We start from the raw sequence: 26,171 nt of genomic DNA, 5'->3' as shown, positions 1-26,171 counted from the left end.
AAAGGTCTGCACCGCCTGCGGCAACACGGTTTGCCGTACCCCGTCCCAGCGACCAGGGTCGTGCTCGGCCACGGCGACTCGAGGGGCACCCGGGGAGGGCARGAGCCGGTCCACTGTGGCCGCCAGGTCTGGTCGTGCCGGTGACAGGCCGGCGACCGTGACGACCAGGCCCGCGCCGACCAGGGCGCCGACGAGCAGGACGATCCATAGCGTCATGGCGTGCTCCCGGTGTCCGGGGAGGTGAGGAATCGGGGTTCGGGTTGGGTGAGGGTCAGGGCCCGGATCCACAGCAGGCACCCAGCGAACGCGGCGGCTATCGCGGCCAGGACGAGCTGGCCCAGGCTGTCGCCGTAGGGCTGCAGGTAGGTGCCGTTGAGCATCAGCAGTCCGGCGGCGCCCAGGGTGATGAGGGTGACCAGGCGGGCGGTGGAGCGGGGTCGGGCGCGCTCGGCCTCGACCTTGCGGCGCACGGCGACCTCGTCGGCGACCGACCCGGCGACGGCGGTCAGCACCGCGGACAAGCCTGGCCCGCGCCTCTGGGAGGCCAGCAGCAGGGAGGCGACGACGAAGTCACCAGCGGCATCGTTCAGGTCATCGGCGAACGCCCGCAGCGCCTGTTCCGTGGGCCAGCGGGCCGAGATGCGCGCGACCAGCGCGCCGATCTCCCGCGTCAGGGGTGGCGGGCAGGTTGAGGCGGAGGCGAGGATCCCTTGTTCGAGGCCGACGCCGGTGGCCAGGACGTCGGCCAGGCGGCGGGTCCATTCCTCGATGGCCTCAACCCGGTCGATCGCCTCGGCCGCGACCTTCGCGGAGCCCAGTAGGTAGGGCAGTCCGACGACCGCCGCGGTCACGACGAGGCCGGCGACCGGCCATCGGCTGACCGCCCACGCCAGCACACCGGCGCCGGCGGCCAGGATCCAACGCCATCGTCCCCACCAACCGACGGTCGGACGACGCGCACGGAGCCGCTTGGGCCGTGGTGGCGGAGGGTCGCTGCGGCGCAGCCCGGCGGCCGCGAGGAGMAGACCGGCGACGAGCAGGGCACCGGCCAGCGCGGCCAGTGCCGGTGTCATGGTCGGCCTCCGTCCAGCGGTGCGGTCCAGGTGCCGGCCCGGTGGTCGAGCAGTGCGGGGTCGAACCCGGCCCGTACCAGGTCCGGCAGGCACACGGGGCGGTGCAGGGGGACCGCGCGGCCGTCGGGGCCGGGTCCGAAGACGGTGGTGGTGGCGGGGCGGTTCGCTTCGCCGAGGCCGGCGATCTCCACGACTTGCGACACGAACCGGTGCCGMTKSCCGCCGGTCGCGGTGTCGTCGAGGAGCTCGAGGTGCACGAATAGGTCGACCGAKCCGGCCAGGAGCCGGTAGGCGAAGGTGTCGGTCATCGAGACGCCTGCGGACAGGCACAGGGTCACGATGCGGTCGACCGCGTGCTGGGCGGACCGGGAGTGCAGCGTGCACAGTGACCCGTCGCCGGTGGACATGGCTTCGAGCATCGGCAGCACCTCGGGGCCGCGGACCTCCCCGACGATGATCCGRCGCAGGTTCAACCGCAGGGCATCGACCACGAGATCGGACAAGGTGATCTCCCCGGCCCGGCGRCCGGTGGCGTCCTTCTCGGCGGACCCTTCGCGTGCTTCCAGGGCTACGACGCGGGGGTGCCGGTCGGGYAGGTCGTGYAGGTGCAGCTCGTACTCCTTCTCGATCGTCGCGAACCGYTCCATCGGYGCGAACTCRTTGGCCAGAGCYCGGATCAAGGTGGTCTTGCCGGCGTTCTGCAGCCCGGTCACCACGATGTTCTTCCCCGACCGCACGGCCGCTCGGAGGAACTCGGTCAGGGCGGTGTCGAGGGTGCCGAGGGCGATCAGRTCGTCCAGGTCGACGTCGCGGACTCGCGGACGCGGTGGCGGCGGATCACGACGTGCGGCTTGGGGGTGGTCCAGGCGACCGCCGCGAGGCGGGACCCGTCCTCGAGCCGCAGGTGCAGTGCRGGGTGGGCCGAGGAAAAGGTCCGTTCGGCGTTGCCGGTGCGGGCCGCGAGCAGCTGCAGGATCTCGATGAGCTCGGCGTCAGAGTCGGCGATCGGCGGGTGTTGTAGGTCGCGGCCGTCGGCGTAGGACACCCAGACGTGGTCGTGCCCGTCGACCTCGATGTTCTCGATCGCCGGGTCCTCGATCAGCGGTTGCAACCGGCCGAGCCCGAACAGGGCCGCCATCACCGCCCGCGAGGTCACGATCTCCAGGTCCAGCGGCCACGGCTCCTGCCCGTGCCGCACCCGCTCGCGCCCGCGCTCGGACAGCTCAGCGGCGACCAGCGAGCGGGCCAGCTCACGTCGCGCGTCGGGGGAGTCCAGATGCTGTGCCTGCAGCCGTTCGGCGAGCCGGTCGGCGACCACCCGGCGCACCTCACGCACCAGGGTCACATCCGGCACGGGCAGCACGAGCCCGGCGCCGTTGGTCAAGTGCGTGGCGGCGGGACCGAACCCGTTCGTCGCCCGGGTGGTCTCGTCCAGGCCGGTCATGACGTCACCGCCAGGTCGGGGCTCGGGGCGAGCTGGGCGAGGCGCTCGATCACGGCACGGACGGTGCGCAGCAGCGGGGACCGCTCGAACCGCCAGCCCTGGGCGCCGCCCTCGGCGAACCGGCCAGCCGTCCACGCGTCGAGAGCCACCGGCAACGCGTCCGCAACGGCGAGGGTCGTGGTGATCTCGCCGGGGGAGTACCCGTCCCCGACCACCACGGCCACCGGCGCGATGCGGCCTGGGCGCTCGTCGCGCAGCCTGCGCACCGCCGCGGCGGCCGGCACCAGTGACGCGATCTCGCTGCGGGCCATCACCACCACGACGTCCGCGGCGTGCAGCAAGCTCGTCGGTTCGTACCGGTGCCCCAATCGGCCCGCATCGACAACCACGTCCACCCCGAACCGACCCAGCTCGCGTGCTGTGTCCGCCAACGCGGTCCACGTTCCGGCCAGGGGCCGGGCCTGCAGCGGGTCGGACACGCCAGGTAGCAGCATTCGGGTCGAGTCTGCGTCGAGCGCGAGCGCGCATTCGATCGTCTGCTCCGCCGAGAGCGGCGGGCGTTGTGCTGCCAGCGCGAGCACCCCGGCGCTGTCCGGAACCCCGGCTCGCAGGTACCCGGTCAGCAGCCCGGACCCGGCCGGGTCCGCATCCAGGAGCAGAACCTTCCGGTCCGGGTGCACCGCCGGCCACATCCAGGTCAATGCCAACGACGTGGTCGTCACGCCGGGGGCTCCGTGTGCCGAGCACACCACCACGACGCTCACATCGACCCCTGCGCCGGCAGGACGACCAGGGCGAACCGCCCGGTTGCAGCGCGAGTCGCCAACGCCGGCCCATCCTCGGCCGCCGCCACCACATCCGCGACCACCAGACCGTTGATGTCCGGTGCGCCGACGCGGGCCACAGTGGCAGCGAACGACTTGGGCGTGCCCTCCACGGGGTCGGCCCCTTGCGGCGGTGCATCCACGACCAGCACGGCTTCGCCTGCGGTCAGGCCGCCGGCGGGCACCCGTTCGACTGGCAGCGGCAGCGGCACGAGGACCTGGCCCGGCCCGACGACGCCTGCCGAGGTCACGTCGGTGCGGGCGAGCAGCGTTCCCTTCGCCAGGAAGGCCGCGGCGACCTTGCCCACCAACTCCCTCGCGTCGTCGGCTGGGACCGTCTCGACGGCCGGGTCGACCGCTACCGCGGTCGTCGCCAAGTCCTCCGCGGTGATCGGGGCACCGTAAGGCACGTCCGCGGCCATCACCACCACGTCCACGCGGTGCCCCGAGCTGGAGACCAGCCACACCGCGGCCAACGCACCTAGGACCACCATGACGATCCCCGCCACGACGAACAACGGCCGACGTCGACCATGCGGCGCCACCACGCGCGGAGCACGCAGCTCCGCGCGCGCGGGCGCACCGTTCAGCGTGGACTTCTCACTCGTTGCCGTCATGGCAACCTCCCCCTGCAGGCGGGCACGCCGCCGGTGACTACTCCTGGGTGATGAGCACCTGCATCTCACCGATGCGCACGCTCGCCGTGGACTGCCGCGTCACCGTCAGGGCACCCGAGGCACCCCCACCGGTCCGTCCCACGTCGTCGTCGCGGTGACCGGGAACGCCTCGTTCGGCTGCCCGGCGGACGACTGCTCATAGATGTGCTGGCACGTCGGAGACGTGACACCACCGGTGTAGTACGGCGTGCCCGCGTTCTTGCACGTCTCAGTACGCCCGTCGCCCATGTCCCACACGATCTGCCGCGCCTGCGCGGTCGCGGTCACCGACAGACCCGGCACCGCGGCCGTTGCCGAGTTCGGCCCCCACGTCGTCGGAGCTACCTCGGTCCACAACCACACCGGCAGGCCGACCAGGCCGTGCTCGTCGCCCTCGATCGTCATCCGGATCGCCGGCCCAGTTAGCGCCATCCGCGCCAACGCCTGCTGGGCCAGCTGCGCCGGAGTCACACCTGTCCCGCCGTAGCCCGGAGGGTCCGTTGGCGCCCACACCCACCCGTCGACGCCTCCTGCGTGGGTGGCTGCGCACGAGACGGTGTAGATCGCGCCCTCGGGAAAGCGCCCGGCCCAGATCACATCGGTCTCGGGCGGCTGGTGCTCGAGCTTCTTCCAGTAGCAATCGTCACCATCGTTGAACCAGCCGAGCGGCCCTTGGCACGGGACTACCCGCCCAGTGCTGGAGACGGTGCACTCACGCACGATGATCTCCCCGCCGTCGGCGTCCACCGGTGGGGCAGGCTGACCGGGCTGCTCGACCTCAATGACGCAGAACGTGGTGTTCGGCGCGCATGTCACGCCCGACGGCAGGACACCGAGACTGACGCCAGCTAGCAACGCTGCGACGCCGAAAGCCGCGCTCAGCACGGCGCTTCCCGATCCACATTGGATGTGCGAATCGTCCAGTGATCTACGTAGAAGTAGGCGGTCGACGTAGTCAGGAGCTTCTGCTCCTGCCCAGGTGCCGCTGCTGATGTGCCCGTGGCCGTGTAGATGGGCTGCCAGTTCGTTCCGTCGACGCAGTCGACGATGGTGGCGGAGCCGCTCTCGCCCAGTACCACCTCGGACACGGCCGGACTCAGAGCTGGCTGTCCAGTGACGGAGATTCCGGAGTTCCGGAAGGTGAAGACGCTCGACGCTACGTCCGCGAACGCCTTGTCGACCGCGAACCGTTCGAGTTCAGGTCCAGGGTCCTTCGTCGGATCGGCGAATGCCGCGACCTTGGCGGCCCAGTACCCGTGGTACGCCTCGAGGATCGCCACCTCGGCGGCGGCGAGGGTCGGGTCNGGCGGCCCAGTACCCGTGGTACGCCTCGAGGATCGCCACCTCGGCGGCGGCGAGGGTCGGGTCCACCGACCGGGTTGGGCTGACCGTCGGTGTCGGGGCCGCCGTGGAAGCCGACGGGGTCGGGCTGGGTGTGGGTTCAGGTTGCGTGCACGCGCCGAGGAGGACCGCGACGACGATCAGCACCGTGGCGATCACGGTCCCGTTGGTGATCTGTCGATGTCTCATCGCCAAACACCCGCCCCCTGACGGCACCCGCTGACGCACGCACCGCTCGACGACACCGGAACGCCCATTCCATACCCAAGCGGGTGAACCGCACTAGTCGGAACCGTCAGGTGATCCATGACTGANCCCGCTGACGCACGCACCGCTCGACGACACCGGAACGCCCATTCCATACCCAAGCGGGTGAACCGCACTAGTCGGAACCGTCAGGTGATCCATGACTGACTGCCTCCCCATGCCCATAGGTGTGCCACGTGATGCGTAACCCGCGAGCCACGCGCGGGGAATCTGTGGACGGGACTCAGCCTGCACGGCGCTGTGGACAGGCGTCTGTTGCGGCTTCCTCGGCGCGACGGGCGGCGAGGACGGGGGAACGGTCAGAGTGCCGGCGGGTCGTCATCAATGCCGTATGCACGACGGGGGACTCGACGACAGTCGGTCCTTCGGCGACGATCCGCGCCAGTACGCCCGGCCAGTCGCTCGTCCCACGGAGTGCAATCGTGAGCCGGCGTGCCTGCCACGCCGGGATGCCCAGCGCGCTGGCCATCGCCCGCCAGCCGGGGAACTGCGTGCGATCGTCGACCCGGGTTGAGGTGTCCAGCACCATCGCCAGAATCTTGGTGGCCATCTGTTCGCTCCACCCGACGAGCACCAGGGCGCGGCACGCCGCCTCTGCCAGGCCGCCCGCATGCAACGGAGCGGACGGGTCGGGATCCTCAGAGGCCGGCTCCCAGCCGGCCTCGAGCAGCAGATCGAGACTCACGGCCGGGCCGACGGCCCCGTAGCGGGATGCGACCTCGAGCTTCCACGCACGTCGGTCGTTGGTGGCGAACCGTGCGGCGACGATCTCGCCCAGCAGCTGCCGCCGGGCGACCTGCCCGAGGATCCCCCACGGAGAGGTCGCGGTGCGCAGCGCGGGCTTGGTGAGCTCCACCCACAGTGCCTGCCAAGCCGTTGCCTCGGCCTGTGATGCGGCCGCACCCCGAAGTCCGACGCTGATCGCCAGCGGGCGAACGATCCGCTCACGCACGTAGTTCAGAAGGGCGGTGCCGGTCGGCCCGTCCCAGCCCTCGCTGTCGATCACGGAGAGCATGCTCAATAGCGATGCACGATCGCGGACGACGCGCACGTCGTGCCCGGGCTCGTCGCCGGCTGTGGGATCCGGTGTCGTGGTCATGCTCGCCTCCGGTGTCGTCGATGGACGACACGCAGGCTTCCCAAAGGCGATAGACAGACCAATCACGCGGGCTCGTCCACCTCGATGTGATCGGTTCGTCTATCGATGACGCCAACGGATCACAGACGGGGGGCGAAACGATCACATCGCACTGACCTGGTGCGTCACATGCAGTCACGGGCCGCGCTAGCCAGAGGATCTACTTGCGCGACACCGCGGAGGCCCACACCCAGACGAAGCCTTCCCGGCCGCCAGAATCGAGGTAGCGCACGTTGACCGCGCGGCTCGTCCACGCGACTGCGACGCCGTCGACCTCGAGGTCTCGCCCTTTGCCATCGACGATCCACGCGCGGATCGGAAGCTGACGCTCAGGCCGGGCGACACCCTCGGTACGGACTGCCGCCGGCACGTCCCGAGCGGCGTCGCGAAGCGGTACGCGCTCAATCGGCATGCCGCGGACCTTGACTCGAACGCATGTTCGATAGCCTATCTCGGCCGGGTCGCGGCTTCGAGCGCAGAGCGGGTGATCAAGTGGCGATGCCAAGTGAGTCGAGGAGTTGTGGGACAGGGCGTTCGTTGTCGAGAAACCCGTCAGCCAGGGTCGCCACTCTTGACCTCAGTTGCCGTAAGTCGTAACTTACCGTTCGTGGCTACTTACGGGTCGGCGGCGAGTTGGGAGGCTCTGGGCGACTCGACCAGGCGGGCGATCGTCGAGTGTCTGGCTGACCGCCCGCGCGCGGTGGGTGAGTTGGCGGCAGAGCTGCCGATCAGCCGGCCCGCGGTCTCACAGCATCTGAAGGTTCTGAAGGACGCGGGGCTCGTCACCGATCGGGCCGCGGGTTCCCGGCGTGTGTACCGGCTCAGCCCCGAAGGGCTTGGCGCACTCCGCGACCAGCTGGAGACGTACTGGACGCGTGCTCTGTCCGGCTACGCCGACGCAGTCGAGCAACCGCCGGAGGAGGAGCAATGAGCTCAGCACCGCAGACCGCAGTCCTGCGGGAAGTCACCGTCGACGCCCCGATCGACCAGGCGTTCGCGGTCTTCACCGCACGCTTCGGGGACTTCAAACCGGCCGAGCACAACATGCTCCAGGCGGCGATCGACGAGACGGTGTTCGAACCGTGGGTCGGCGGGCACATCTACGACCGAGGGATCGACGGGTCAGTGTGCCGATGGGCTCGCGTCCTGGCCTTCGAGCCGCCGCACCGCGTCGTGTTCAGCTGGGACATCAGCCCGCAGTGGCAGCTCGAGCCCGACCCCACCCGGACCAGCGAGGTCGAGGTCACCTTCGTGTCCGAGAGCGCCGGTCGCACGCGCGTGCAGCTGGAGCACCGCCACCTCGACCGGCACGGAGCGGGATGGTCCGCCGTCAGCGAGGGCGTCGCGGACGACGAGGGCTGGCCCCTGTACCTGACCCGGTTCGCCGACCTGCTCGCAGGAGGACGCTGACATGTCCGCCATCACTGTCTCCGTCGAGGTCGAGCGGAGCGCGCCCGACGTGTTCGACTACGCGACGGATCCGACCCGCTTTCACGAGTGGCAGCAAGGTGTCGTCAGCGGCGAGATGGAGCAGCCCGGCGTCCCGGCGGTGGGAACGAGATGTCGGACTGCCCGGCGGATCGGTGGCGCGACCCGCGCCAGCACGTCCGAGCTCACGCACATCCAGCCGGCCGAACACTGGGGAGTGCGCGGCATCGACGGTCCCATCCGAGCCATCGTCGACCTGACGGTTGAGCCTCTCACCCCGGCGTTGACCAGGCTGACGATCACCGTCGACTTCGAGGGGCACGGCATCGGGCGGCTGCTCGTGCCGCTCGTCGTTCGACGCCAGGCTGCGGCCGAGATGCCTGCGAACCTCCAGTTGCTCAGACGTCGCCTCGAGCTGGCGGATTCAGCCGCCCGCTGACGACCTTCGGGGGTCGAGGACGAGGAGCTATCAGTCACCTCTCAGGTGGGTCCCGCTACGTTTCGAGAGTGAGCGAGCTGTCGCGTTCGGCTGATGTCGACGTGCTGGTGGTCGGGGCGGGGCCTACCGGACTCACCCTGGCGGCGGAGCTGGCTCGTCGGGACGTCCGGGTACGGATCATCGACCGCCGGCACGACCGTGTGCACGAGTCCCGGGCGCTGGCGATCCAACCGCGGACCCTGGAGGTCCTCGCCCCGTTGGGCGTGACCGACGAGCTGATCCGGCGCGGCAACCCCGCGGTTGACGTGCAGATCCACTTCCCCCGCAAGGTCGTGCGCGTGCCGCTGTTCGACATCGGAGCCACAGACACGCGATACCCGTTCCTCCTCTTCCTCTCGCAGGCGGAGACCGAGGCGGTGCTCGGTCAGGACCTGGACGCCCGCGGTGTCCGGCTCGAGCGCGGGTTGGAGCTTGTCTCGTTCGAGGACGGCGACGATGCCGTCAGGTGCACGGTGCGCGACGAGTCCGGGCGCAAGGAGGTCATCGAGGCGCAGTACGTCGTCGGGTGTGACGGGTCGCGCAGCGCGGTGCGCCGCGAGGCCGGGATCAGCTTCACCGGCAGCGCCTACCCGCAGACGTTCGTCCTGGCCGACCTCGAGGCGGATGGGATCCAGCCGGGCGCGGCTCACGCATTCCTCGGCGGGGCGGGCATGCTCTTCTTCTTCCCGCTCGGCAGGCCCACGACCTGGCGCATGCTGGCGATGCGTCCGCCTGGTCAGTCCGCGAGCGACCGCGACACCGTCGAGCTGCGCGAGGTCCAGGCTCTCGCCGACCGCTACACGAACGGCGGCGTCCGGTTGCGCGACCCGGTGTGGATGACGAACTTCCGACTGCACAACCGCGGAGCCTCCCAGTACCGCGCCGGTCGAGCGTTCGTGGCCGGTGACGCCGCGCACGTGCACAGCCCCGCCGGTGCGCAGGGGATGAACACCGGGATCCAGGATGCGGTGAACCTCGCGTGGAAGCTCGCACTCGTGATCTCCGGACGGGGTGCACCCGCACTGCTGGACACGTACGAGTCGGAGCGCGCGCCGATCGGCCGCACGGTGCTGCGCTTCACCGACCGCGCGTTCACCATCGCCACGTCCACCCACGCCGCCGTCGTCTTCGCCCGCACCCGGATCGCGCCGGCAGTGCTCCCGCTCCTGGTGCGCATCCGCGTGGGGCGCGCTCTGGCGTTCCGGACGATCTCCGAGATCGCCATCCGCTACCGGCGCAGCCCGCTCTCGGTAGACGGGCACGGAGCCGTCGGCCGCGCAGTCCGCGCCGGCGACCGCCTCCCGGACGCGCCGCTGACGCTCGACGGCCGGCCGACGACCTTGCACGAAGCCACCGCAGGTCGTGGGTTCCACCTGATCGTCCACGGGCCCGCCGACGCCGCGTGCCTCGGCGTTGAGCGCTCTCTGGGCGGCGGACCCGGCGAGGTCGCATTCCACCGCCTGAGCAAGGTCGCGGCCCCGCACGTCCTTCACGACGCCACGGGGTGGGCGCACCGGCTTCTCGGGGTCGACGGCTTCAAGTCCGGACACCTCCTGGTCCGCCCCGACGGGTACGTCGCGTACCGCGGCGGCGGTGACCTGACCGGAGTGCGGGAGTACCTCGACGACTGGCTGATGCACTGATGCCCCGCTCAACTTCGAGACAGAGCTGACCTCCAGGAGGTAACCTCCACTATTCATTGGAATATTGGAGAAGCATGACCAAGTCTGAGCTCTACGACGCACTCGCTCGAACCGGCAAGGCGCTCTCCAGTGGCAAGCGCCTGGAGATGCTGGAGCTCCTCGCCCAGAGCGAGCGGGCTGTGCAGGAGCTCGCCTCCGTCGCCGGGCTGAACCTGACCACGGCATCGGCACACCTTCAGGTGCTGCGCGACGCCGGGCTGGTGGTCTCCAGGCGCGCGGGCACGCGAGTCATCTACCGCATGGCGGGCGATGACGTGGCGGAGCTGGTGACTGCGATGTCCCGAGTCGCCGAGCATCACCGACCCGAAGTTCGTGACGCGAAGGCTCGCTACCTGCCCGACGACGTCGAGCTCATGAGCCGAGTGGAGCTCCTGGAGGCTGCCGCAGACGGGCGTGTCATCGTCCTCGACGTGCGGCCCCGCGGCGAGTACGAGGCAGGTCACCTGCCGGGAGCCGTATCGATCCCGGTGGACGAGCTGCCGGACCGGCTTGCCGAGATCCCTGCAGATGCGGAGGTCGTGGCGTACTGCCGGGGTCGGTACTGTGTCATGTCCTACGATGCCGTGCGCCTTCTCAGCGACGCCGGCCTCTCGGCGCGACTCCTCGACGAAGGAGTGCTCGAGTGGCGCTCCGATGGCGTGCACACCGTCACCGGCAGTGCGCAGTGAGGCCGCCCACGAGCCTGCCTCTCCTACAGGACGCACCGGAACAGAAGCGCGTCCTGTCGATCCTCGTGCTCGCGCAGGTCCTCAGCGGCGCCGGCCTAGCCGCGGGCATCACCGTCGGCGCGCTCCTTGCACAGGACATGCTGGGCACCACCAGCCTTTCCGGACTCCCGAGCGCCCTGTTCACGCTGGGATCGGCGGGAGCGGCGCTGGCAGTCGGCGCACTCTCGCAGCGGTCTGGTAGGCGCGTCGGACTGGCGACGGGGTACGCGCTCGGTGCCATCGGCAGCGTCGGCGTCGTGATCGCCGCAGTCTCCGACAACGTCCCCCTCCTGTTGCTCGCTCTGCTCGTCTATGGCGCAGGAACCGCGACGAACCTGCAAGCCCGCTACGCCGGTGCCGATCTGGCTGCTCCTTCGCGACGCGGACGTGCCGTCTCGACCGTGCTCGTCGCCACCACGCTCGGTGCGGTCGTCGGGCCGAATCTGGTCACCATCATGGGCGACCTGTCGATGACGTGGGGGATCCCCATGCTGGCCGGCCCGTTCATCCTTGCTGCGGTCGCGTACGGGGCGGCGAGCATCGTGCTCGGACTGCTCCTTCGCCCAGATCCCCTTCTGCTGGCGCGGCGGCGTGCGACGGGCACGTCCGAGCACGTCTCGTTCCCGGACGTACCCGTTACTTCGCCGACTCGCTTCTCGCGCGACGTCGCCTTTGGCGCGAGTGTCATGGTGATCTCTCAGCTGGTGATGGTCGCGATCATGACGATGACCCCGATCCACATGGCCCACCACGGTCACAGCCTGGCCGCCGCCGGGATGGTCATCGCCGTGCACATCGGCTCGATGTACCTGCCGTCGCCGCTGTCCGGCTGGCTCGTTGACCGACTGGGCTCGACCGTGGTCGCCGGGCTCGCCGCCGCGACGCTGATGAGCGCCGGGCTCCTAGCCGCCTCCGTTCCCGCCAGCTCGGTCGCCGGGCTCGCCGTCGCGCTGGGGCTGCTCGGCCTCGGCTGGAGCTTCGGGCTGGTCGCAGGGACAGCCATCATCACGGGAGCAGTCCCGCTGGCCACCCGCGCCCGGACGCAGGGGAGGGTGGACGTGCTGATCGCCCTCGCCGGTGCAACAGGCGGGGCTGTGTCCGGACTGGTCGTTGCCGGCGCGAGTTACACGGCTCTCGCGCTCGGTGGTGGATTGATCGCGCTCGCGCTGGTCCCGCTGGTGGCCGTCGAACGCGCGCGGCACGTCGTTCTGTCGAGGCCTGGGGTCCTCGCGGGTCGATAACTGGGCATCGAAGCGACGCCCCTGAGGCTTCGATCGCAGGAGCAGGCGGCCACGAGCGTTGATCGACGTCGTTCAGGCGCTCATGAGCGATGCCGTGCAACGAGCCGCAGTGTGCCGAGGCCGGCGCCGGACTCCGCTTGGTCGAGCGATGCGGAGGCGGGTGATGGATAGACGGATCGATCACATCGACGATGTCGACCGAGCTCGGGTCATCGACGCGTGTGCGAATCGCGCGCGCGAAAGTGCAGGTCACAGGGTCGGCGAACGCGCGTGATCGTTCTGTATATCGATGTCGTGGACCGTAGGACGGCAACGCCCAACTAGGAGGTCTGGTCATGTCTGCACCTGTAACCGAGCGAGTCCTGGTCTCGAGTGAGCTACTCGATCATCGGCAGTCATCCTCACCCGAGCAGCACGTCGTCGAGGTCAGCGTCCAGCACGACAGTCGCGTTCTGTTGTCCGTCGTCGAGGCCGCGCAGAGACTCGGGGTGGGTCGTAGCACCATGTACGAGCTCCTGGGCTCAGGCCAGATCGAGTCCGTCCACATCGGCCGGCTCCGCAAGGTTCCTGTCTCGGCCCTGAGCGCCTTCGTGGAAAACCTTCGCGAGCACTCGTCGGGCGGCGACGACTCGGAGGCAACCCTTCGACTCGCGTAGCGCCGGCGTCCACAACTTGCTAGCTCGGCGTCCATCTCGCGCGCCAACGCCAGAGACTGGCAGACAGTCATGGGGAGGCGGCGACATGAAGCGACAAAACCGCGAAGGCACCTTCACCCGGCGCCCGAACGGGCTGTGGCAAGCGCGAGTCGGGTATACGGACGCTGATGGCGTTGCCCGGAGGTTGTCGGTCTACGGCGCGACCCAGGCGGAGGCACGCCAGAAGATTGAGGACGCCCGCGCCCGCATCCGGGTCGGCCAGCCCGCCAAGGACGCGACGATGACGGTTGCCGCGTGGTGTGAGGTCTGGGCTGCGGGCACCCTCGCGGCGTCGTCCCGCCGTTCATCGACCAAGTCGCTGATGAACTCCATGTTGGAGAAGCACGTCATGCCGACCAAGTTGGGTCGAGTCTCTCTGGCCCGCCTTCGGCCTTCACACGTCGATGCGTGGGTGATCGAGTTGCGCGGCCGGAAGAAGACCGTCGCGGGGCCCGACGGAGAGCCCCGGACCGTCCGCGCGCTCGGTGACGCCTCCATTCAGCGCGCCTTCCGCGTCCTGCGGCTCCTGCTCGATGGCGCGGTCCGCGATGGCCTTCTCGCGACGAACCCCACGCACGTTGTCGCGCAACCCACAGCCGAGCGCGCCGAGGCCCGGGTGCTGTCCGCAGCTGAGATCGCAGCGATCCTGATCGCTGCCGGCGAGATGGACGCCCTGCGCCTCGAGCGTGGGGGATACCGCACACACCACCGCGCGCTGTTCGCGCTGATCGCCGGAACCGGGATCCGTAAGGGTGAGGCCCTGGCGCTTCGTTGGTCCGACCTCAACCCCGAACTCGGCACGCTCACGATCCGCGGCACACTGTCGCGCCACGACGGCCACCTCGTGGTCATGCCTCCGAAGACTCGAGCCTCGCGGCGGGTCTTGACTCCCTCGGCCGGCGTGCTGGCCCTGCTGGAGGTGCATCGGACGGCGCAGGAAGCAGACCGGCACCTGGCCGGCGACCTCTGGGTCGAGACCGGACACATCTTCACCTCCGCCACCGGCAGACCGCTCGACCCGCGGACCGTGCTGCGCGCGTTCACCGTCGCGGCGCAGCACGCAGGCATCACCGGGGTCTCCGTGCACACGCTCAGACACTCGGCCGCGACGACCATGCTCGAAGGCGGCGTCCACCTCAAGGCCGTCTCCGAGCTCCTGGGCCACGCCGGCACCCAGATCACTGCCGAGGTGTACGCGCACCTGACGACGCCGACGGCACGCAAGGCGATGGACACGCTCGGGGATTCCCTCGGACTTTGACACTTTGCGGCCAGGTTCGGATCGCGGACCTCGCCTCAGCGGAACGGACCCCGAGCCGGTGGCGTCCAGCGCCGTCCGCGTCCGTCCATCGGCCCGCTGCGTACGCCAACTGGAGACCTGGTTGGCGTACACAGTTGGCGTACGCATGACTGAGGGCCGTTCCGATGATCCGGAAACGGCCCTCTGACCTGCGGTAATGATGGTGGGCGATACTGGGATCGAACCAGTGACCTCTTCCGTGTCAGGGAAGCGCGCTACCGCTGCGCCAATCGCCCGGGGATCAAGCCGGGTAGTACATGAGGTGAAACAAGAAGCTGCTACGAGGTGGAGATGGGATTCGAACCCACGTATACGGCTTTGCAGGCCGCTGCCTCGCCACTCGGCCACTCCACCCTGAGACCGCAGTCCTCAGCGGCTGCGGTCAGCCGATCAGGAGTGTCTGCCTCGAGCGGACGACGGGATTCGAACCCGCGACCCTCACCTTGGCAAGGTGATGCTCTACCACTGAGCCACGTCCGCACAGCACGTCGTCCCGGCATTCACCGGTGTTCCGTGTGCGTCCCGAACTCTAACTGACGATCTCCGCGAGAGTCCAACTGGCTCCCGCCAGCCGGGTGATCGTGCGGATCGCGGGTGGCCGAGGTGCCGGTCGATAGCGTGTGCGGGTGCCTGAGCAGACCTCCCGTTCCCGTGGCGTCGCGTGGTTCGCGGGCGTCGAGGCGACGGGAGTCGTCGAGGTCGTGGACGTGCGGACCGAGCCCGAGCGGCTCTCGGAGCCGGGCTGGTGGGCGGTCGTCGGGGACTTCGAGGGGCGCGTCCGTGCGTGGCGGTTCGCCGAGACCAGCACGGGTCTGCCTGCGGCGGGAGCCTGGACCGGGCCCGACGTCACCGCCTGGGAGTCCTCGCTGGACCGGGCGGAGTACGTCTCCGCCGTCGACCGGGTGCGCGACCACATCCAGGAGGGCGACGTCTACCAGGCCAACCTCTGCCGCGTGCTCCGTGCGCCCGTGCAGGACGAGCCTGACGCACGTGCGCTCGGTGCGGTCCTGGCGGCGGGCAACCCGGCGCCGTACGCAGGCGGCGTGCAGGTGCCGGGAGAGGTCTGGGTGGTCACGGCGTCGCCCGAGCTGTTCCTGCGCGTGGAGGACGGTGTGGTGACCTCCGGGCCGATCAAGGGGACGGCGGTCACCACGGACGCGCTGACGGACAAGGACCGCGCCGAGAACGTCATGATCACCGACCTGGTGCGCAACGACCTGCAACGGGTGTGCGTGCCGGGCACCGTGGAGGTGACGACGCTGCTCGGCGAGGAGCGCCACCCCGGACTGGTCCACCTCGTCAGCACCGTGCAGGGCGTCCTGGCCGACGACGTCCTGCGAGCCCCGGACCTGTGGGCGCGGCTGCTCGACGCCACGTATCCGCCGGGGTCGGTGTCGGGCGCCCCGAAGTCCTCGGCCCTCGACATCATCGCCGCACTCGAGACCGTCCCGCGCGGGCCGTACTGCGGCGCGGTCGGGTGGATCGAGGTGCGCCCCGACGGGTCGGTGCGTGCGGAGCTGGCTGTCGGCATCCGCACGTTCTGGTGGGAGGACGGCGTGCTGCGGTTCGGCACGGGTGCAGGCATCACGTGGGGGAGCGACGCGCAGGCGGAGTGGGCCGAGACCGAGCTCAAGGCTGCACGGCTCGTCGGCCTCGCCTCCGGCGTCCGTGTCCCGCCGATGACAGACTGACCCGATGGGTGTCGTGATCTGGTCGAACGGTCGTCTGCACGGTCCGGAGGACCTTCTCCTGTCGGGCATCGACCACGGGCTGACCGTCGGCGACGGGGTGTTCGAGACGTGCGCGGTCTACGGCGGGACCGCGTTCGCGCTCACCCGTCACCTGCGGCGCCTGAAGCGGTCCGCGCTGGGCATCGGTCTGGCCGAGCCGGACGAGGACGCGGTGCGCGAGGGTGTCGCCGCGGTGCTCGCCGCCGCCGGACCGGACACCGGCCGGCTGCGGATCACGCTCACGGGCGGGCCGGGCCCGCTGGGCTCCTACCGGTTCGCCCCCGAGGACCAGCACCAGAGCGTCCTCGTCCTGGCCGGCCCGGGGGCGCGGTCCGAGGTCTCGCGCGTCGTGCGGGTGCCGTGGGTGCGCAACGAGCGGTCGGCGGTCGCCGGCCTGAAGACGACGTCGTACGCGGAGAACGTGGTCGCCGTGGCCGAGGCGTACCGGCAGGGGGCCGACGAGGCGCTGCTGGCGAACACCGTCGGGGAGCTGTGCGAGGGCACGGCGTCCAACGTCTTCGTCGAGCGCGACGGCGAGCTGGTGACCCCACCCCTGTCCAGCGGCTGCCTGGCAGGTATCACCCGCGAGCTCCTGCTCGAGTGGTCGGCCGCCGCGGGGCTCCCTGTCAGGGAAGCGGCGCCGGGGGAGCTCCGGTACGAGGTGCTCGACGAGGTCGCCGGCGGAACTGCGCACCTGACGATGAGCGGCTCGATCCGCAACGTCTCGCCCGTGGTGAGCCTCGACGGCTCCGACGTCGTCATCGGGCCGCTCTCACGGCAGGCGCAGCAGCTGTTCCAGGCACGGTTGGCTGACGACCTCGACCCCTGACCGGGTCCGGACATGCGACGACCGGCCCCGCCTGAGGCGGAACCGGTCGGCGTGAGCTGGGGTCAGGCGGTGAGGAGAGCGGCGATCAGCGCCGTGATCTCGCCTTCCATGCGGTCGCTCTCGGTGCCCAGAGGCACGAGGGCCTCGGTCCCGGCGAGGAATCGCTCGATGGGCTCCGTGGGAGCGGCGAGGAGCGCGCTGCCCTCGACTCCACTGAGCGACACGAGCGTGTAGTCGGGGTCTTCGTCACGCCACACCTGCACGTCACCGGTCCCGGCGGGGGCATCGGCCGTCGCGTGCATCCCCAGGGAGAGGAGCTCGCGGCCGATCAGCCAGGTCGACATGGTGTGGGGGCCCGTGAAGACCGCGCGCACCGTGTACGGATCGGAAGTTCTGAAGGAGAACTCGGCGCTCACGGGGATGACGCTGGCGTCGGACCCGATGAGCTGCATGGCGACGACCTCGACGACGTCATAAGTCGAGCTCGGCATCGGGTCCTCCTGTTCGCAAGGGCTGGAGGTCCCATCATGGCAGGCCAGATGCCCGATTGGACCGGTAGGCGCTGCGAGTTCACCCGGAGGGACGCGCGAGTGGATCAAGCGACCAGGTGACAGCACCCATCTTGGGGACGGCGCACCCTCTTGACGCCAGCCTCACGACCTGCGTGCGGCGCGTTTCGGATTCTAGACCCGACACGGGTAGCATCCTCTTCGATGTCACCCGCGGGTGCACGTCGTCTTCGCGTACCGGCGTGTCGCGAACAGGACGGTGCTGGCGGCGACGGGCGATTGGCTCAGTTGGTAGAGCGCCTCGTTCACACCGAGGAGGTCATCGGTTCGAGTCCGGTATCGCCCACCAGCGTCACACAGAAGAGGCCACCTTCGGGTGGCCTCTTCTGTCGTCCGCCCGGCGTAGCGTGAGGAGTGCAGAGGGCTCCCCTCTCGTGGAAGGACATCACGATGAAGCGCCGCGGAGTCGTGGCCGTCGTCGTCCTGCTGGTCGCCCTGCTCCTCACCCCCGCGGCGCCGGCCGCCGCGGCCCCCTACTGCGGCGTCCGATGGGGATCGCTCGCCAAGGGCACCAGCGCGGGCTCGATGACCGGGGACGTCGGCAACGTCCGTACCGGACGACACACCTGCTACGACCGGCTCGTCGTCGACGTGGTGGGGCCCTTCGCCGGCTACACCGTCTCGTACGTCGACACGGTCACCGGGGTCGACGGCCGCGCCGTGGCGGTCCGCGGTGGGGCGCGGCTCCAGATCGACGCCCGCGCCTGGACCCAGACCGATGCGGCATGGGTCCCGTACTTCGTGTCGGGCTTCGGCGGGACGGTCGAGGACATGCGCGACGTCAGCCGCTACCGGACCTTCCGGCAGGTCTCCTGGGCAGGGACGGCCGACGGGCTCTCCACGATCGGCCTGGGTGTGCGCGCCCGGCTGCCGTTCCGTGCGTTCCTCCTGCAGGGACCCGGCGAGGGGAGCTCGCGGCTGGTCGTGGACGTCGCCCACCGGTGGTGACGGTCGATCCCGCGCAGACCGGACGACGTGAGTAAGGCGTCGGGCAGGCGGCGGCCCCGCCGGTAGCATCGAGGGGCTCGCCGCCAGGGCGAGCGGCCACGAAGGAGGCTGTACCGGTGCCCGAGCTCATCACCCTGACCGTCGACGGGATCGCGACCACGGTGGAGCCGGGGACCACGGGTACGGACCTGTACTCCGCCCGCCGCGACGTGCTCGTCGCCCGTGTGGACGGTGAGCTCCGTGACCTGCACCTCCCGCTGCCGGACGGCGCCGTCGTGGAGGCCGTGACCATCGAGGAGCCGGACGGCCTCGCCGTGCTGCGGCACTCCGCCGCGCACGTGCTGGCCCAGGCCGTGCAAGAGGTCAACCCGAAGGCCAAGCTCGGCATCGGCCCGCCGATCACCGACGGCTTCTACTACGACTTCGACGTCGACACCCCGTTCACCCCCGAGGACCTCAAGGCGATCGAGAAGGTCATGGGCCGGATCGTCAAGGAGGGGCAGACCTTCCGGCGCTGGGACGTCACCGAGGAGCAGGCGCGCGCCGAGCTGCGCGAGGAGCCGTACAAGCTCGAGCTCATCGGCCTCAAGGGCGACCCGACGGCGGCCGACGGTGCCTCCGTCGAGGTGGGGCTCGGCGGCCTGAGCATCTACCAGAACGTGCGGGGCGCCGGCCGCGAGAGCGAGGCGGTCGTCTGGCAGGACCTGTGCCGCGGCCCGCACGTGCCGAGCACCCGGGTGCTCGGCAACGGCTTCCAGCTGACCCGGTCGGCGGCCGCGTACTGGCGCGGGTCCGAGAAGAACCCGCAGCTGCAGCGCGTCTACGGCACCGCCTGGCCGACGAAGGACGAGCTGCGCGCCTACCTCGAGCGCATCGCCGAGGCGGAGCGCCGCGACCACCGCAAGCTGGGCAACGAGCTGGATCTGTTCTCCTTCCCGGAGGAGATCGGCTCCGGGCTGGCCGTGTTCCACCCCAAGGGCGGCATCATCCGCATGGAGATGGAGCACTACTCCCGCCGGCGGCACGTGGAGGCGGGGTACTCGTTCGTCAACACCCCGCACATCACCAAGGAGCAGCTGTTCCAGATCTCGGGGCACCTGGACTGGTACTCGGAGGGCATGTACCCCCCGATGACCCTGGACGAGGAGCGCGACGCCGAGGGCAACATCCGCAAGCAGGGGCAGAACTACTACCTCAAGCCGATGAACTGCCCGATGCACAACCTGATCTTCGCGGCGCGCGGGCGTTCGTACCGGGAGCTGCCGCTGCGGCTCTTCGAGTTCGGCACCGTCTACCGCTACGAGAAGTCGGGCGTGGTGCACGGCATGACCCGCGCCCGCGGGTTCACCCAGGACGACGCGCACATCTACTGCACCCGCGAGCAGATGAAGGACGAGCTGACCAGCCTGCTGACCTTCGTCCTCGACCTGCTCAAGGACTACGGGCTCGACGACTTCTACCTGGAGCTCTCCACCAAGAACCCGGAGAAGTCCGTCGGCTCCGACGCAGCCTGGGACGAGGCCACCGAGACGCTGCGTCAGGTGGCCGAGGCGTCGGGCCTCGACCTGGTGCCGGACCCGGGCGGTGCCGCGTTCTACGGTCCGAAGATCTCCGTGCAGGCGAAGGACGCGCTGGGCCGGACCTGGCAGATGTCGACCATCCAGCTCGACTTCAACCTGCCGGAGCGGTTCGAGCTCGAGTACACCGCGCCCGACGGCACCCGCCAGCGGCCCGTGATGATCCACCGCGCACTGTTCGGGTCCATCGAGCGGTTCTTCGCCGTGCTGACCGAGCACTACGCCGGCGCGTTCCCCGCGTGGCTGGCGCCCGTGCAGGTGCTCGCGGTGCCCGTGGCGGAGCCGTTCGAGGGCTACCTCGACGACGTCGTCTCGCAGCTGCGGGCGCAGGGGATCCGTGCCGAGGTGGACCGGTCCGACGACCGGTTCGGCAAGAAGATCCGCAACGCCAGCACGCAGAAGATCCCGTTCGTGCTCATCGCCGGTGGCGAGGACGCGGACGCGGGGGCCGTGTCGTTCCGGTACCGCGACGGCCGCCAGGACAACGGCGTGCCGGTGGCGGAGGCGATCGAGCGGATCGTCTCGGCGGTGCGCGACCGCGTGCAGGTCTGAGCGTGAGCGAGCCCGCCGACCACTTCGCCGGCGTGCCGGACGGCTTCGAGAGGCTGTGGACCCCGCACCGCATGGCGTACCTGGGCGGCCAGGACAAGCCGGTCGACGGCGAGGCCGGCCAGGGGTGCCCGTTCTGCCGCATACCGACGCTGTCCGACGAGGACGGCCTTATCGTCGCGCGCGGCGAGGTCGCGTACGTGGTGCTCAACCTCTACCCGTACAACTCCGGGCACCTTCTCGTCTGCCCCTACCGGCACGTCGCCGACTACACGGAGCTGACCGAGCCGGAGGTGGCCGAGGTCGCCTCGCTGACCCGGACGGCGATGGGCGTCGTGCGGCAGGTGTCGGCTCCGCAGGGCTTCAACCTCGGCATGAACCAGGGCGACGTGGCGGGCGCGGGCATCGCGGCGCACCTGCACCAGCACGTCGTCCCGCGATGGGGTGGGGACTCCAACTTCCTGCCGATCGTCGGGCGCAGCCGCGCGCTGCCCGAGCTTCTCGGCGACACGCGGGCACGGCTGGCGGCCGCCTGGCCGACCGGATCGAAGGGATGATCGGCACGTGCTGAACGGACTGCGCGGCGCCATGACGCGCTTCTTCACCCCGATCGCCAGGGCGCTCCTGCGGCTGGGCGTCTCACCCGACGCGGTGACCATCGGGGGCACCCTCGTCGTCGTCGTCACGGCGTTGTGGGCGTTCCCCACCGGGCACCTGCTCGTCGGTGCCCTGGTCATCGGGGTCTTCGTGCTCACCGACTCGCTCGACGGCGTGATGGCGCGGCAGTCCGGCCGGTCCGGGCCGTGGGGCGCGTTCCTCGACTCGACCCTCGACCGGTTCGGCGACGGCGCGATCTTCGCCGGGCTCGTCCTGTGGTTCACGGCAGGCGGGGACGACCGGCTCACCGCGGTCCTGGCCCTCGCGTGCCTCGTGCTCGGCTCGATCGTCCCGTACGCCCGCGCCCGGGCCGAGGGTCTCGGCATGACGGCGTCCGGCGGCATCGCGGAGCGCGCCGACCGGCTCCTTCTCGTCCTCGTGGCGACCGCGGCAGTCGGGTTCGGCGCGCCGGACGTCGTCCTCACCGTCGTGCTGGCCCTCCTCGCGATCGCGTCGGCCGTGACGGTCGTGCAGCGGATGAGCAAGGTGTACCGCCAGGCCGCGACGCAGGTGTCCGAGTGAAGGTGGACGTCGCCCGCGCCTACGCCCTCGCGTGGAAGGTGGCCGGCAGGCTGCCCGGCGTGGTGCTGCGCGCCCTGTGCGACCTCGCGGCGGACGTGTCCTGGCTGCGTCACGGCGGTGGGGTCCGCCAGCTGGAGAGGAACCTCGCTCGGGTGCGTCCCGAGCTGGACGCGCGCGGCCTTCGCAGGCTCAGCCGGGCGGGCATGCGGTCGTACATGCGCTACTTCGGGGAGGCGTTCGCCCTCGCGACGATGTCCGAGGAGCAGGTGGACGCACGCGTCCGGGCCGTCGGCATGGAGAACCTGCGCCGCTTCACGGACCAGGGCCAGGCCGTCATCCTCGCGCTCGGTCACACCGGCAACTGGGACCTCGCCGGCGCGTACTCCACGCGGGTGATCGCGCCGGTCACCACGGTGGCGGAGCGCCTCGAGCCCGAGGAGCTGTTCCAGGAGTTCGTCGCGTTCCGGGAGAGCATCGGGATCACGATCTTCCCGCTGACCGGCGGCGGAGACGTGTTCCGCGGCCTGGTGCGCGCTGCACGTGGGGGGGCGGGCCTCCTGCCCCTGCTCGCGGACCGCGACCTCACGGCCAAGGGCCTCGAGGTGGACCTGTTCGGCCACCGCGCGCGCGTCGCCGCGGGTCCCGCCGCGCTGTCGGTGACGACCGGTGCGCCGCTGGTCACCACGGTCATCTACTACGAGCGCCTCCGCGGCGCGCAACGTCGGGCGGCCGGCTCGCCGTGGGGCATCGTCATCCAGTTCAACAAGGCGATCGAGATGCCCGCCGACCTGCCGCGTGCCGACCGGGTGCGCGCGTTGACGCAGGCCTGGGTCGACGAGTTCGCCGCCGGCGTCCGGCAGCGCCCGCAGGACTGGCACATGCTGCAGAAGGTGTTCGTGGAGGACCTGGACCCCGCTCGCTACGAGGCGACGCTCGCGGCGCAGGGGAGTGCGCCGTGAGCCCGCGCAGGGCGGAGCGGGCGCTGCGGGTCGGGATCGTGTGCCCGTACTCCTACGACGTCCCCGGCGGGGTGCAGTTCCACGTGCGGGACCTGGCCGAGGCGCTGATCGCCCGCGGGCACGACGTGTCGGTCCTGGTGCCCGCGGACGACGACACCCCGATCCCGCCGTACATGACCGCCGCCGGCCGTGCCATCCCGGTCCGGTACAACGGGGCGGTCGCGCGGATGACGTTCGGACCGGTGACGGCCGCGCGCGTCCGCAAGTGGCTCGCGGCGGGGGAGTTCGACGTCCTGCACCTGCACGAGCCGGTCACGCCCAGCCTCGGGATGCTCGCCCTGTGGATCGCCGACGGCCCCATCGTGGCTACGTTCCACACCGCCCTGATCCGCTCGCGGCCGCTCCAGATGGCCTATCCCTTGGTGCGGCAGTCCCTGGAGAAGATCTCCGCCCGGATCGCCGTGTCGGAGGACGCGCGCCGCACCCTGGTCGAGCACATGGGTGGCGACGCGGTGGTGATCCCGAACGGTGTCTACGTCGACGCGTTCACCGCGGCACAGCCGGACCCCCGGTGGACCGGCACCCCCGAGCGGCCCACGATCGCGTTCCTCGGGCGGCTCGACGAGGCGCGCAAGGGTCTGCCGGTCCTCCTCGAGGCCGTGCCCCACGTGCTCGCCGCCATTCCCGGTGCCCGCTTCCTCGTCGCCGGTCGCGGTGAGACCGGTCCCGACGAGGTGCGCGAGCTGCTGGGCGAGCAGGCGGCGGCTGCCGTCGAGTTCCTCGGCGGGATCTCCGACGACGACAAGGCGAACCTGCTGGCCTCGGTCGACGTCTACTGCGGTCCGCAGACCGGCGGCGAGAGCTTCGGGATCGTCCTGGTCGAGGCGATGAGCGCGGGAGCCACCGTCGTCGCCAGCGACCTCGGGGCGTTCTCGCGCGTGCTCGACGACGGCGAGGCCGGCGAGCTGTTCCGCACCGGGGACAGCGAGGACCTCGCGCGCACGCTGGTGCGGGTGCTGCAGGACCCGGAGCTGCGGGCCCGGGTCTCCGCGCACGCGCTCGAGGTCGTCCGGCAGTACGACTGGTCGACCGTGACGGACCAGGTGCTGGCCGTCTACGAGATGGTCGTGGCCGGGCGGCAGTCACCCGTCGGCGAGGACCCGTCGTCGGTGCGGGGCGCGCGGCTGCTCGAGCTGCGCCGGAACAGGGGTGAGTCCCGATGAGATGGTCCGAGATCACGGTCTACGTGACGATCGTCCTCGCGCTCGCCGGGTGGTGGCTGTGGGTGGCGGCGTCGCGCCTGGACCGCCTGCACCGGAAGGTCGGGACGTCCCGCGCGGTGCTCGACGCCCAGCTGGTCCGCCGCGCGACGGTCGCGGCGGAGATCGCGACGTCCGGCCTGCTCGACCCCGTGAGCTCCGTGCTCGTCGGCGAGGCGGCGTGGGCCGCGCTGTCGACGGGGACGAGCGAGCTGCCTGCCGACCTGCTCGCCCTGGTGGGACCCGACGACGTCCCCGCCGGCGGTGCGGCGCTGCTGGACGTCGACCGCGGGGGCATCGAGAGCGAGCTGTCGGCGACGTTGCGCGAGGCGCTCGACGAGCCCGAGGAGGTGGCCGCGCTGCGCGCCGACCCCGCGGGTGAGGAGCTGATCGCGCTCCTCGCCTCGTCCTGGTACCGGGTGCAGCTGGCCCGCCGGTTCCACAACGAGGCGGTCGCCCAGACGGCGCGCGCCCGGCGCGGCCCGCTGGTCCGGCTGCTGCGGCTGGCCGGCCACGCGCCCGAGCCGCGCAGCCTCGAGATGGACGACGCCTGGCCCGAGAACCTCGGCCGTCCGGGCGCGCGCAGCGGTCCCGCGGAGACCGCCGCCCCGCGCTGAGACGCGCCCGGACGTGCGTCGAGCACGGTCTACGATTGCCCGATCAGGCCGCCGTCCCTCTCGAGGTGGCGGCCACACCCCGACCGCACCACGATCTGTGAGGCTCGACGTGACCAGCGAGAACAGCCAGCCCACCACCGCGACGCACGCCGGCGTCATCGGCACCGCCCGCGTGAAGCGGGGGATGGCCGAGATGCTCAAGGGCGGCGTCATCATGGACGTCGTCACCGCGGAGCAGGCGAAGATCGCCGAGGACGCCGGAGCCGTCGCCGTGATGGCCCTCGAGCGCGTGCCCGCCGACATCCGCGCCCAGGGCGGCGTCGCGCGCATGAGCGACCCGGACCTGATCGACGGCATCATCGAGGCCGTCTCCATCCCCGTCATGGCGAAGGCCCGGATCGGCCACTTCGTCGAGGCGCAGGTGCTCCAGTCGCTCGGTGTCGACTACGTCGACGAGTCCGAGGTGCTCACGCCCGCCGACTACGCGCACCACATCGACAAGTGGGCCTTCACGGTTCCCTTCGTCTGCGGCGCCACCAACCTCGGCGAGGCCCTGCGCCGCATCACCGAGGGCGCGGCCATGATCCGCTCCAAGGGCGAGGCCGGCACGGGCGACGTCTCCAACGCGACCACGCACATGCGCACCCTGCGTGACCAGATCCGCCGCCTCACCTCGCTGCCGGAGGACGAGCTGTTCGTCGCCGCCAAGGAGCTGCAGGCGCCGTACGACCTGGTCAAGGAGGTCGCCCAGGCGGGCAAGCTCCCGGTCGTGCTGTTCACCGCGGGTGGCATCGCCACCCCGGCGGACGCCGCGATGATGATGCAGCTCGGTGCCGAGGGCGTGTTCGTCGGCTCCGGGATCTTCAAGTCGGGCAACCCGGCCGAGCGCGCCGCGGCGATCGTCAAGGCCACCACGTTCTTCGACGACCCGGACGTCATCGCCAAGGTCTCGCGCGGTCTCGGCGAGGCCATGGTCGGCATCAACGTCGAGGACGTGCCGGAGCCGCACCGCCTCGCCGAGCGCGGCTGGTGACGCAGGACCACGCCATGTCGGAGGCCGCGGACGAGTCGTCCGCGGCCTCTGCCGTGCCCTCCCGGTCGAGCGCCGACGGCGGGGGGCCGGTGCACGCGCTCGGGACGGAGTGGCGGCGGGGCGACGACGGCCTGCTGTTCCGCGAGGCGGCCCGCGTGATCCTGCTCGACGAGGACGACCGGGTGCTGCTGATCCGTGGGCACGACGCCGACCAGCCCGACCGCAGCTGGTGGTTCACGGTCGGCGGGGGGATCGACGACGGCGAGGACGCCCTGTCCGCCGCGGTGCGCGAGGTCCGCGAGGAGACCGGCATCGTGCTCGACCCCGCGCAGGTCCTCGGGCCCGTGTTCACCCGGTCGGCGATCTTCGACTTCTACGCCGAGCACTGCCGGCAGGACGAGGTCCTGTACCTGGCGCGCGTCCCCGCCGCCGCGTTCGCCGCGGTCGACCGGGCCGGTTGGACCGACCTGGAGCTCGACGTCATCGACGAGCTGCGCTGGTGGTCGCTCGACGACCTCGACCTGGTGGACCTCGAGGTGTTCCCCGACCGGCTGGTCGAGCTGGTCCGCGGGCTGCTGCCGGCGTGGGACGGCGTGACGCGTCACCTCGGGCTCGCCCGCGAGTAGG

Annotated in this window: 28 protein-coding genes, 4 tRNA genes and 2 pseudogenes; 20 read left to right on the top strand and 14 right to left on the bottom strand. The window is 70.8% G+C overall.

Features of this window, described 5'->3' with window-relative positions:
• From ASD18_RS21620 to ASD18_RS17530, 10 genes and pseudogenes are all read right to left on the bottom strand, one after another.
• Positions 1-216: pseudogene (locus ASD18_RS21620) on the bottom strand (hypothetical protein); the annotation flags it as partial.
• The gene (locus ASD18_RS17570) at positions 213-1,073 is read right to left on the bottom strand and encodes a type II secretion system F family protein (RefSeq protein WP_056095169.1); all 861 of its coding nucleotides are present in this window, start codon (positions 1,071-1,073) and stop codon (positions 213-215) included. The gene ASD18_RS17570 and the pseudogene ASD18_RS21620, both read right to left, overlap by 4 nt.
• Positions 1,070-1,834 (bottom strand): CpaF/VirB11 family protein, encoded by a 765-nt coding sequence (locus ASD18_RS21105; RefSeq protein WP_235522461.1) that lies wholly within the window; start codon positions 1,832-1,834, stop codon positions 1,070-1,072. The genes ASD18_RS17570 and ASD18_RS21105 overlap by 4 nt, the downstream gene beginning before the upstream one ends.
• Before the next feature lie 26 nt (positions 1,835-1,860).
• Positions 1,861-2,517: a hypothetical protein gene (locus tag ASD18_RS21100; protein WP_056095164.1), complete on the bottom strand. Its 657-nt coding sequence runs from the start codon at positions 2,515-2,517 to the stop codon at positions 1,861-1,863.
• Entirely contained in the window at positions 2,514-3,239 is a 726-nt protein-coding gene (locus ASD18_RS17555; protein WP_156388065.1) for a hypothetical protein, read from the bottom strand. The genes ASD18_RS21100 and ASD18_RS17555 overlap by 4 nt, the downstream gene beginning before the upstream one ends.
• A gap of 38 nt (positions 3,240-3,277) precedes the next feature.
• The gene (locus ASD18_RS17550; RefSeq protein WP_082574176.1) at positions 3,278-3,958 is read right to left on the bottom strand and encodes an SAF domain-containing protein; all 681 of its coding nucleotides are present in this window, start codon (positions 3,956-3,958) and stop codon (positions 3,278-3,280) included.
• Between the two features lie 105 nt (positions 3,959-4,063).
• Positions 4,064-4,813, bottom strand: a complete 750-nt coding sequence (locus ASD18_RS17545; protein WP_156388064.1) for a hypothetical protein — start codon at positions 4,811-4,813, stop codon at positions 4,064-4,066.
• A gap of 489 nt (positions 4,814-5,302) precedes the next feature.
• Positions 5,303-5,527: pseudogene (locus ASD18_RS21615) on the bottom strand (hypothetical protein); the annotation flags it as partial.
• Between the two features lie 301 nt (positions 5,528-5,828).
• Positions 5,829-6,704, bottom strand: a complete 876-nt coding sequence (locus ASD18_RS17535; RefSeq protein ID WP_056095150.1) for a hypothetical protein — start codon at positions 6,702-6,704, stop codon at positions 5,829-5,831.
• 199 nt (positions 6,705-6,903) lie between these two features.
• Positions 6,904-7,155, bottom strand: a complete 252-nt coding sequence (locus ASD18_RS17530) for a hypothetical protein (RefSeq protein ID WP_056095148.1) — start codon at positions 7,153-7,155, stop codon at positions 6,904-6,906.
• A 195-nt stretch (positions 7,156-7,350) separates the two neighbouring features.
• On the opposite strand from ASD18_RS17530, the gene ASD18_RS17525 reads away from it, so the two are divergent.
• From ASD18_RS17525 to ASD18_RS17490, 8 genes are all read left to right on the top strand, one after another.
• Positions 7,351-7,674: a helix-turn-helix transcriptional regulator gene (locus ASD18_RS17525; RefSeq protein WP_056095145.1), complete on the top strand. Its 324-nt coding sequence runs from the start codon at positions 7,351-7,353 to the stop codon at positions 7,672-7,674.
• Entirely contained in the window at positions 7,671-8,153 is a 483-nt protein-coding gene (locus tag ASD18_RS17520) for an SRPBCC family protein (protein WP_056095142.1), read from the top strand. Before ASD18_RS17525 ends, ASD18_RS17520 begins: the two co-directional genes overlap by 4 nt.
• 1 nt (position 8,154) lies before the next feature.
• The gene (locus tag ASD18_RS17515) at positions 8,155-8,610 is read left to right on the top strand and encodes an SRPBCC family protein (protein WP_056095129.1); all 456 of its coding nucleotides are present in this window, start codon (positions 8,155-8,157) and stop codon (positions 8,608-8,610) included.
• Between the two features lie 68 nt (positions 8,611-8,678).
• Positions 8,679-10,292, top strand: coding sequence for an FAD-dependent monooxygenase (locus tag ASD18_RS17510; protein WP_200938633.1), 1,614 nt, complete (start codon positions 8,679-8,681; stop codon positions 10,290-10,292).
• A gap of 74 nt (positions 10,293-10,366) precedes the next feature.
• Positions 10,367-11,020, top strand: coding sequence for a metalloregulator ArsR/SmtB family transcription factor (locus ASD18_RS17505; protein ID WP_056095128.1), 654 nt, complete (start codon positions 10,367-10,369; stop codon positions 11,018-11,020).
• Entirely contained in the window at positions 11,017-12,300 is a 1,284-nt protein-coding gene (locus ASD18_RS17500) for an MFS transporter (protein ID WP_200938632.1), read from the top strand. Before ASD18_RS17505 ends, ASD18_RS17500 begins: the two co-directional genes overlap by 4 nt.
• 335 nt (positions 12,301-12,635) lie before the next feature.
• The gene (locus ASD18_RS21690) at positions 12,636-12,956 is read left to right on the top strand and encodes a helix-turn-helix domain-containing protein (protein WP_082574175.1); all 321 of its coding nucleotides are present in this window, start codon (positions 12,636-12,638) and stop codon (positions 12,954-12,956) included.
• 85 nt (positions 12,957-13,041) lie between these two features.
• Entirely contained in the window at positions 13,042-14,256 is a 1,215-nt protein-coding gene (locus tag ASD18_RS17490) for a site-specific integrase (protein ID WP_082574174.1), read from the top strand.
• 200 nt (positions 14,257-14,456) lie between these two features.
• On the opposite strand, the gene ASD18_RS17485 is transcribed toward ASD18_RS17490, so the two are convergent.
• From ASD18_RS17485 to ASD18_RS17475, 3 genes are all read right to left on the bottom strand, one after another.
• A tRNA-Val gene (locus ASD18_RS17485) sits at positions 14,457-14,531 on the bottom strand.
• A gap of 47 nt (positions 14,532-14,578) precedes the next feature.
• Positions 14,579-14,649 (bottom strand) — tRNA-Cys (locus tag ASD18_RS17480).
• A gap of 54 nt (positions 14,650-14,703) precedes the next feature.
• Positions 14,704-14,775: transfer RNA gene (locus ASD18_RS17475), tRNA-Gly, on the bottom strand.
• Positions 14,776-14,921: 146 nt separating this feature from the next.
• Between ASD18_RS17475 and ASD18_RS17470 the strand changes: the two genes are divergently transcribed.
• Both ASD18_RS17470 and ASD18_RS17465 read left to right on the top strand, forming a co-directional pair.
• Positions 14,922-15,986 carry a chorismate-binding protein gene (locus ASD18_RS17470; protein ID WP_056095296.1) on the top strand — a complete coding sequence of 355 codons (1,065 nt, stop codon included), beginning with the start codon at positions 14,922-14,924 and terminating at the stop codon, positions 15,984-15,986.
• Positions 15,987-15,990: 4 nt separating this feature from the next.
• A complete protein-coding gene (locus ASD18_RS17465; RefSeq protein WP_056095124.1) occupies positions 15,991-16,854 on the top strand; it encodes an aminotransferase class IV in 864 nt (287 codons plus the stop codon).
• A gap of 62 nt (positions 16,855-16,916) precedes the next feature.
• On the opposite strand, the gene ASD18_RS17460 is transcribed toward ASD18_RS17465, so the two are convergent.
• Positions 16,917-17,345, bottom strand: a complete 429-nt coding sequence (locus ASD18_RS17460; protein ID WP_056095121.1) for an SsgA family sporulation/cell division regulator — start codon at positions 17,343-17,345, stop codon at positions 16,917-16,919.
• Between the two features lie 291 nt (positions 17,346-17,636).
• Here ASD18_RS17460 and ASD18_RS17455 point away from each other — a divergent pair.
• From ASD18_RS17455 to ASD18_RS17410, 10 genes are all read left to right on the top strand, one after another.
• Positions 17,637-17,712 (top strand) — tRNA-Val (locus ASD18_RS17455).
• Between the two features lie 101 nt (positions 17,713-17,813).
• Complete coding sequence (locus tag ASD18_RS17450) at positions 17,814-18,371, top strand: hypothetical protein (protein WP_056095118.1); 558 nt, start codon at positions 17,814-17,816, stop codon at positions 18,369-18,371.
• A gap of 116 nt (positions 18,372-18,487) precedes the next feature.
• Positions 18,488-20,500 (top strand): threonine--tRNA ligase, encoded by a 2,013-nt coding sequence (gene thrS / locus ASD18_RS17445; RefSeq protein ID WP_056095115.1) that lies wholly within the window; start codon positions 18,488-18,490, stop codon positions 20,498-20,500.
• Positions 20,501-20,502: 2 nt separating this feature from the next.
• Positions 20,503-21,054: an HIT domain-containing protein gene (locus ASD18_RS17440; RefSeq protein WP_056095110.1), complete on the top strand. Its 552-nt coding sequence runs from the start codon at positions 20,503-20,505 to the stop codon at positions 21,052-21,054.
• 7 nt (positions 21,055-21,061) lie between these two features.
• The gene (pgsA, locus tag ASD18_RS17435) at positions 21,062-21,676 is read left to right on the top strand and encodes a phosphatidylinositol phosphate synthase (RefSeq protein WP_056095107.1); all 615 of its coding nucleotides are present in this window, start codon (positions 21,062-21,064) and stop codon (positions 21,674-21,676) included.
• Positions 21,673-22,635: a phosphatidylinositol mannoside acyltransferase gene (locus ASD18_RS17430; protein ID WP_056095100.1), complete on the top strand. Its 963-nt coding sequence runs from the start codon at positions 21,673-21,675 to the stop codon at positions 22,633-22,635. Before pgsA ends, ASD18_RS17430 begins: the two co-directional genes overlap by 4 nt.
• Positions 22,632-23,858 (top strand): glycosyltransferase family 4 protein, encoded by a 1,227-nt coding sequence (locus ASD18_RS17425; RefSeq protein ID WP_056095097.1) that lies wholly within the window; start codon positions 22,632-22,634, stop codon positions 23,856-23,858. Before ASD18_RS17430 ends, ASD18_RS17425 begins: the two co-directional genes overlap by 4 nt.
• Positions 23,855-24,511, top strand: coding sequence for a hypothetical protein (locus tag ASD18_RS17420; protein WP_056095093.1), 657 nt, complete (start codon positions 23,855-23,857; stop codon positions 24,509-24,511). The genes ASD18_RS17425 and ASD18_RS17420 overlap by 4 nt, the downstream gene beginning before the upstream one ends.
• Positions 24,512-24,620: 109 nt before the next feature.
• Positions 24,621-25,544 carry a pyridoxal 5'-phosphate synthase lyase subunit PdxS gene (pdxS, locus tag ASD18_RS17415; protein WP_156388062.1) on the top strand — a complete coding sequence of 308 codons (924 nt, stop codon included), beginning with the start codon at positions 24,621-24,623 and terminating at the stop codon, positions 25,542-25,544.
• Positions 25,541-26,170: an NUDIX hydrolase gene (locus ASD18_RS17410; RefSeq protein WP_235522446.1), complete on the top strand. Its 630-nt coding sequence runs from the start codon at positions 25,541-25,543 to the stop codon at positions 26,168-26,170. The genes pdxS and ASD18_RS17410 overlap by 4 nt, the downstream gene beginning before the upstream one ends.
• The last annotated feature ends 1 nt before the right edge of the window (position 26,171 follow it).

The sequence above is a fragment of the Cellulomonas sp. Root137 genome, assembly GCF_001426725.1.
Classification (GTDB): Bacteria; Actinomycetota; Actinomycetes; order Actinomycetales; family Cellulomonadaceae; genus Cellulomonas.
This window is presented reverse-complemented; position numbering and strand designations above follow the sequence as displayed.